The following is a 6,875-nucleotide window of genomic DNA, read 5'->3' as shown; positions in this document are numbered from 1 at the left end:
AAGATAATAAAAAACTATATGGAAAGACCGCATTTTGTATAAAAATATACCTTAAGTTGATGGATGTGGGGTACCACCACATTGCTATCAAGCTAAGATTATGTAAAGTCAATTTTAAGCGAGATTGTTTCTTTTTTCTAAAGAGGTTACCACCACATGCCCATCAACTTAAGAATTTCGTTTTTGGGGTAGTTTTATTTTCTTAGCTTGATTTCGATGAGCGGTACCCCATAAAGGCCCCTGATACATAATTGATGTTCTGCCATTTGTAGAAAACAATCCACTTATACCATTTTAACAAGAAGAAATATCTCGTCCATGTTGTAATATTGGCTTACGTTAAGCTTGTGAAAAAAACATATTCATGTATAATACAATTGATGTATGATACATTAGTTGTGAGAGGGTGACCTATTTGAAAAGAGAAGATGCCTTAAAACTAAGAACAGATATTAAGAAAATGATTATAATAACTGGGGTTTTTGAATCTCAAAATTTGCCCAATGGACCATTTGAAAAACCTTTACCAACTTCTCAAATGATGGCGTTAGAGGAACTAGAGGTGGAAAAATTAACTGTTTGGCAACTATCCAATAAACTTAGATTAGAGACTTCAACTGTAAGTAGATTGGTAGATAAGTTAGTAAAAAAGGGGCTTATTTATCGTGAAGTAAATGAAAAAAATAGAAGAGAACTTTTTCTGCACCTCACAGAAAAAGGTCACATAACTGTTAATTGCTTAAGAGAGCAATCCATTACATTTTATCAAAGTATTCTCAATAATTTATCAGAATCAGAACAAAAAATAGTTGTGGATGGTTTTGAATTATTTATTGATTCTATTTCTAAGCCTTTTGATTAGAGTGAGGTAAATCATAACATTTGGAGGGTAAAATGAGTTTGGATTTTGAACGTCCTATTATTGAATTAAAAGAGAAATTTGATGAATTAAAGAAAATTATGAAAGAAAATAATGTAGTTTTATCGCCAGAAATTCATGTATTAGAAAAACGTTTAAATAAAATGCAAGATAAAATTTATTCTAATATTACACCTTTTCAACGAGTTCAAATTGCAAGGCTACGTAACCGGCCCACGACATTGGACTATATACCTTTATTGTTTACAAACTTTCTCGAACTTCATGGTGATCGATTATATGGTGATGATAAAGCAATGATAGGTGGTATTGCAAAATTTAAAGGGATGCCCGTTACGGTTATTGGTCATCAAAGAGGTAGAAATACAAAGGAAAATATAGAAAGAAATTTTGGAATGGCACATCCAGAAGGTTATAGAAAAGCGCTAAGACTTATGAAACAAGCTGATAAATTTAAACGCCCTATTATTACATTTATTGATACAATAGGCGCCTATCCAGGGAAAGGGTCTGAAGAACGTGGAATTTCTGAAGCGATAGCTCGAAATCTATTTGAAATGGCTACACTTAAAGTGCCAATTGTTTGTATTGTAATTGGAGAGGCATCAAGTGGTGGAGCTCTTGGCATTAGTGTCGGTAACCATATTCATATGTTAGAGTATTCATGGTACTCGGTAATTTCGCCAGAAGGAGCAGCATCTATCCTATGGAAGGACGCTAAGTATGCTCCAGAAGCTGCTGAACATATGAAAATTTCAGCAAAAGATTTAAAACATTTAGGAATTATTGATGAAATCATTCCTGAAATTAAAGGTGGAGCACAAAATGATATAAAATCACAGGCAAAAATGATTGAATCTGTAATCGAATCATCTCTAAAAAAATTGATACTATTATCCTCGGAAGAGCTTATACAACAGCGATATGAAAAGTATAGACGAATAGAGAATTATAAATGAAAGTATTTAAAGTCCGTATTACATTTCGGAGGATTCTCGCAAAAAAATTCTAAATATTTTGTAAGTAACCTCTTAAACTGGGATATGCTGATACTATTACTCTACAAAAGATGTGTGATCGGTATGGAAAAGGAAAATTTGTTCAAATGGAAGCATTATCAGCAAGATATTATTTTGTTAACTGTACGTTGGTACGGTACAACTTAATTTTTCGTGATTTAGTAGAAATGATGAGGAACCAGGATTATCCTACCATTATGCTAGAAATATATATGTTATATTTTCTTTTCCACTACCTTTGCACCAGAACCAAAAAATACGCTATTCTTTCTGTAGAATCATAGGAAAGGATGGCGTTTTTGTATGTATCTATCAATTTCTGACGAATTACAATTATTCGCTGAAGATTTATATGAACATCTTACCCCTTCATTTTTGGAAAATCTCGCTAGAGAGCTAGGTTTTGTAAAACGAAAACGTAAATTTTCAGGGTATGATTTAGCTACTATATGTGTCTGGATTAGTCAACGAGTAGCGAGTGATTCATTAGTCCGATTGTGTAGTCAGCTACATGCATCAACAGGAACTCTTATGAGTCCTGAAGGACTAAATAAGCGCTTTAATAAAAAGGCAGTGTTCTTTTTGAAACATATTTTCTCCACATTATTAAAAAATAAAGTTTGTGGAAAGTCAGCAATTCCAAGTGCTTCACTTACCTATTTTCAGCGAATTCGTATTTTAGATGCAACCATTTTTCACGTACCAAAACACTTGGCCAATGTAAATCCTGGATCAGGTGGTTGTGCACAAACAGCGGGTATAAAAATCCAGTTAGAATATGATTTACATAGTGGTCAGTTTTTAAATTTCCAAGTGGAACCAGGGGAAAAATAATGATAAAACCTTTGGAACAGAGTGTTTATCAACATTACGCCCTGGTGACCTATGTATTCGGGATTTAGGCTATTATTCACTGGATGATTTAGATCAAATGGATCAACGTGGTGTGTACTATATATCGCGACTCAAATTAAACAATAGGGTATATGTCAAAAATGAATTTCCTGAATACTTTCGAAACGGAACAATAAAAAAACAATCTCAGTACATCAAAGTTGATTTAGAGCACATCATGGATACCTTAAAACCAGGACAGTCCTATGAAATAAAAGAAGCTTATATTGGAAAGGATAAAAAACTATTCACTCGGGTGATTATGTATCGATTAACAGAAAAACAACTTCGTGAGCGTATGAAAAAACAAGTGTACACAGAAAGTAAAAAAGGGATTACATATTCGGAAAAAAGCAAACGATTAGCTGGCATGAACCTATATGTTACCAATACACCTTGGGAGATTGCTCCGATGGAACAAATCCATAATTTTTACTCTCTCCGCTGGCAAATTGAAATCATTTTTAAAACTTGGAAATCCTTATTTCAAATTCATCATTGGCAACATATTAAACAAGAGCGATTAGAATGCCATGTTTACGGAAAACTCATTGCCATTTTTCTATGTTCTTCTACTATGTTTAAGATGCGACAATTAATTTTACAAAAGAAGAAACAAGAATTAAGTGAATATAAAGCAATTGGAATGATTCAAGACCACTTATCGAGTTTGTATCAAGCCATACAACAAAACATCCAAGAAATAACAAAGATCCTAATCAGCCTGTTCCACCTCCTACAGAAGAACGGAAGAAAATCTCATCGATATGAGAAGAAGACTGTTTTTGATATTATGGGTGTTGTTTATGAGTATAATGGGTTGAAAAAACAAAAGAAAGTTGCATAATTTAAAAAAGGAAACCCGTTAGGGTTTATTTGGTATGCATATTATTAAGAGTATGCTTCTATTTTAGGAATGCTTTACCTCCACAAAATGAAAGTACACTTTGTTTTCATTTTTAAGTTGATGGGCATGTATGGTGCCCCCTAATAGACAACCTAAGTAATAAAATTATTCCACATTTACAAAAAAAATAATTAACTATAAGATGAAATAGGCTACATAAGGGAGGGTTATATGTTACATACAAAAAAATGGAGATTTTTAGCGGTTCTTTCTATTGTAGGTTTGATTTTACTAATTTTATTAAAAATCAACTTCATTTCAATTACTATCGCAACTTCTTCAGCTGAAAGAGGAAAAATTTTTGATCAAAACGGTGTAATACTAGCTACAAATAAGAAAGTTAAGTCTCTATATTGCACTTCTAATGATGAAGAGCTATCGAATCAAGATATATCAAACACATTAGCTTTTTTCAATCAATTTTCAAGCGAGTTTCAACATGACATTTCTGCAGAGGACATGAAATCACAATTACAACAATCTTGTAAAAAGCAGACTATGAATGATATACCGTTATACTCTGACATAAATGAGAGTGAACTTACATTCATAAACAAGAACAAACCCAATAATGTAATAATCAAAGATGAATGGATTCGATATTATCCAAAGCACGAAATTGCTTCACAAGTAATTGGGTATGTAGAAAATGACCTTAATTCTAAGTATGTACCTGTTGGTAAAAGTGGGATTGAGCTTCAATATGAAAATGATTTAAAAGGAAAACCAGAAAAAACTCTGATTTTTAAAATGAATAATAAAAAGTTCTTATGGAACATTCAAAAAGTACAAAAAGGAAAAGATGTCCGGCTAGCTTTAGACTCGAAATTGCAGCAAAAAACAGAGGAAGCATTAAGATCTCAAATTAAGAAAATACCTGATGCTAATGCTGGTTATGTTGTAGTAACCGATGTAAAAACTGGCGCAATTTTAACTATGGCCAACTCGGCAGTTTTTAATCCAAATATATTATATACACATGTATCATCTAAAAATGAAAACATTAAATCACTTTCGCAAAATAAAGCAATTCAAAAATTAAAGTATGGTGAATCTTATGTAAATATGGCCTCTACTATAAAGCCACTTACTATTTTAATTGGATTAAACGAAAAGCTTTTTCAACCTGAAGATACTTATTTAGATAAGGGTAGTTTTCAGTATGATAATCAAAATAACATTACGAATGCACCTGGAACGCCAACAGGTGAGATTACACCGAGGCAGGCTATCATTAATTCATCTAACACATTTATGACAGCAAAAGTAGCGCTACCCTTATTCAACCAAAATAATGGGAATATAGAAAAAGTAGCACATATATGGACAGATTATTTAATGCAATTCGGCCTTCGTTCTAAAACTGGGATCGATTTACCCTTTGAAGAAGACGGAAAATATGAATTTCATCCATCTAATAAGTTTGAAAATGGAATCTCCGCTTTATTAAATGCTTCTTGGGGAGGAAATGAAGTGCACACTCCTCTTCAGCTTGCACAATATGCAGCAACTTTGGCAAGTAAAGGTGATAAATATAAACCTCAAATCGTAAGTGCCATTATTGATCATGACGGTAATGATTCAAAAAAGTTTAAACCAATCTTAGAAAGTTCTAATCGATATCCGATGAAATTTTGGAGCGTCGTGCAAGGTGGGATGAGTCACAATATAGAGGAGATTAAAAACTTGCCCTTTGATGTCGCAGGTAAAACGGGTATAACAGGTTCACCGAATGAGCAAGAAAGAGTGATAAATCATTCTCTTTTCATTGCATATGCTCCTGCCAAAGATCCACAAATCGCCATTTCTGTTGTTATTCCTGGTGGTAATTCAGAAAAGAATAGTGCCGCTCTTGTTACAGCAAAAATTTTAGATTCCTGGGATACTCTTCAAAAAGAGAATAAAAATAAAGAGGAAGGTTCATTAAAGTGAACCTTCCTCTTTTACCATATAGATTCTATATTCGTTATTTTCCATATACCTTCATGACTCTTTTCGAACATGAAAGAATATTTAATATCAGTTAAAACATACTTTTTTTGTACATATCCAGTAGTATCACCGTTAATAGTCGATATTTTTATATATCCATCATTTTGCAATTTTTCCGGGATCCAAGCTTTTACCATATCATTAGATACTTCATACAAAACTTGTGATTCTAGTTTTGGTTCAGCTAAAATTTTCGTTTTGTTTCCAGTAACAGTTGCATATATAAAGTGTTCTTGATTTGATTGATTACTTTCTGTCGAGCCACTTGGCACTTTGTAAACTTTCTTCGTATCATTCACAAATTCTCCCCCCATTGTAAGAGCGACTTGCAACTCATGAAAAATATCATCATCAATCTGTAATTCATCCTTCTTATACATAATACCTTTAAATAGAACTTCATCATTTAACGCGCTATAAAGGTCATTTTCATTTTTTGAATTTGTACTTCGATATAAATCATTCATAAATTGTTTTAGTGAGGGATCTTGATCAGATTCATCTTTTGTTTTCGACTTAATTTGAGTACTACTTTGTACCGGTGATTTATTATCATCAAACCAAGGTTGCTGAACAATAAAAAATAACATTGTACAAACCAAAACAACTACAATAGGCAATACTTTTTTACGAAATGGTCTCTTAAATGTTGCAGAATCTACTTCACTATTTTGGTCTATCGATTGCTTTATTTTATAAATAAATTCTTCTTCATCTTTACGATTCTCCATTGGACCGTTTTTTAATTTGCTATACCAATCAGGATTTTTTTTACTGTTCATCACTTCTATCCTCCCCTATTAGTTTTGAAACCTTACTTCTCGCTCGGCTTAATCTAGATTTGACTGTTCCAATTGATACATCTAATGTTTCAGCCATTTCTTCATAAGATAATTCATATTTCGCGTCCAATATAATTATTTCACGATGTTTTTTAGGTAATTTTAATACAACATCCCACACTTCATTTATTTCCTCTTGATTAAAAAATTCTCGTTCTGCCGATGGAGATTGCTTATCGTCACTAAAAAATCCCACTAAAGATATCCTTTTAAAATAAGAGGATTTCAAATAGTTTATTGCCGTATTTCTTGTAATTTTTAATATCCACGTTTTAATAGATGACTCCTTTCGAAACGAATGCCAATGTTTAAAAACCTTTATAAAGACATCTTGTGTGATG

The 6,875-nt window shown here is 32.4% G+C and carries 5 protein-coding genes and 2 pseudogenes; 5 read left to right on the top strand and 2 right to left on the bottom strand.

Features of this window, described 5'->3' with window-relative positions; all coding sequences use genetic code 11:
* The first annotated feature begins 415 nt into the window (after nucleotides 1-415).
* From BAU27_RS06320 to BAU27_RS06305, 5 genes and pseudogenes are all read left to right on the top strand, one after another.
* Complete coding sequence (locus BAU27_RS06320) at nucleotides 416-862, top strand: MarR family winged helix-turn-helix transcriptional regulator (RefSeq protein ID WP_000817662.1); 447 nt, start codon at nucleotides 416-418, stop codon at nucleotides 860-862.
* Nucleotides 863-894: 32 nt separating this feature from the next.
* A complete protein-coding gene (locus tag BAU27_RS06315) occupies nucleotides 895-1,839 on the top strand; it encodes an acetyl-CoA carboxylase carboxyltransferase subunit alpha (protein WP_071770406.1) in 945 nt (314 codons plus the stop codon).
* 123 nt (nucleotides 1,840-1,962) lie between these two features.
* A pseudogene (locus BAU27_RS31650) lies at nucleotides 1,963-2,081 on the top strand (IS6 family transposase); the annotation flags it as partial.
* Between the two features lie 121 nt (nucleotides 2,082-2,202).
* Nucleotides 2,203-3,640 (top strand): annotated as a pseudogene (locus tag BAU27_RS06310) (IS4 family transposase).
* 231 nt (nucleotides 3,641-3,871) lie between these two features.
* A complete protein-coding gene (locus BAU27_RS06305) occupies nucleotides 3,872-5,632 on the top strand; it encodes a peptidoglycan D,D-transpeptidase FtsI family protein (protein WP_071770405.1) in 1,761 nt (586 codons plus the stop codon).
* A gap of 11 nt (nucleotides 5,633-5,643) precedes the next feature.
* On the opposite strand, the gene BAU27_RS06300 is transcribed toward BAU27_RS06305, so the two are convergent.
* A complete protein-coding gene (locus tag BAU27_RS06300) occupies nucleotides 5,644-6,474 on the bottom strand; it encodes an anti-sigma factor (RefSeq protein WP_071770404.1) in 831 nt (276 codons plus the stop codon).
* The coding region (locus BAU27_RS06295; RefSeq protein WP_071770403.1) for an RNA polymerase sigma factor at nucleotides 6,464-6,875 on the bottom strand (412 nt) is incomplete at its 5' end. The genes BAU27_RS06295 and BAU27_RS06300, both read right to left, overlap by 11 nt.

This window comes from Bacillus sp. NH11B (genome assembly GCF_001884205.1).
Lineage (GTDB): Bacteria > Bacillota > Bacilli > Bacillales > Bacillaceae_G > Bacillus_A > Bacillus_A proteolyticus.
Note: the sequence above shows the minus strand (reverse complement) of the source record. Positions and strands in the feature narration are given on the sequence as shown.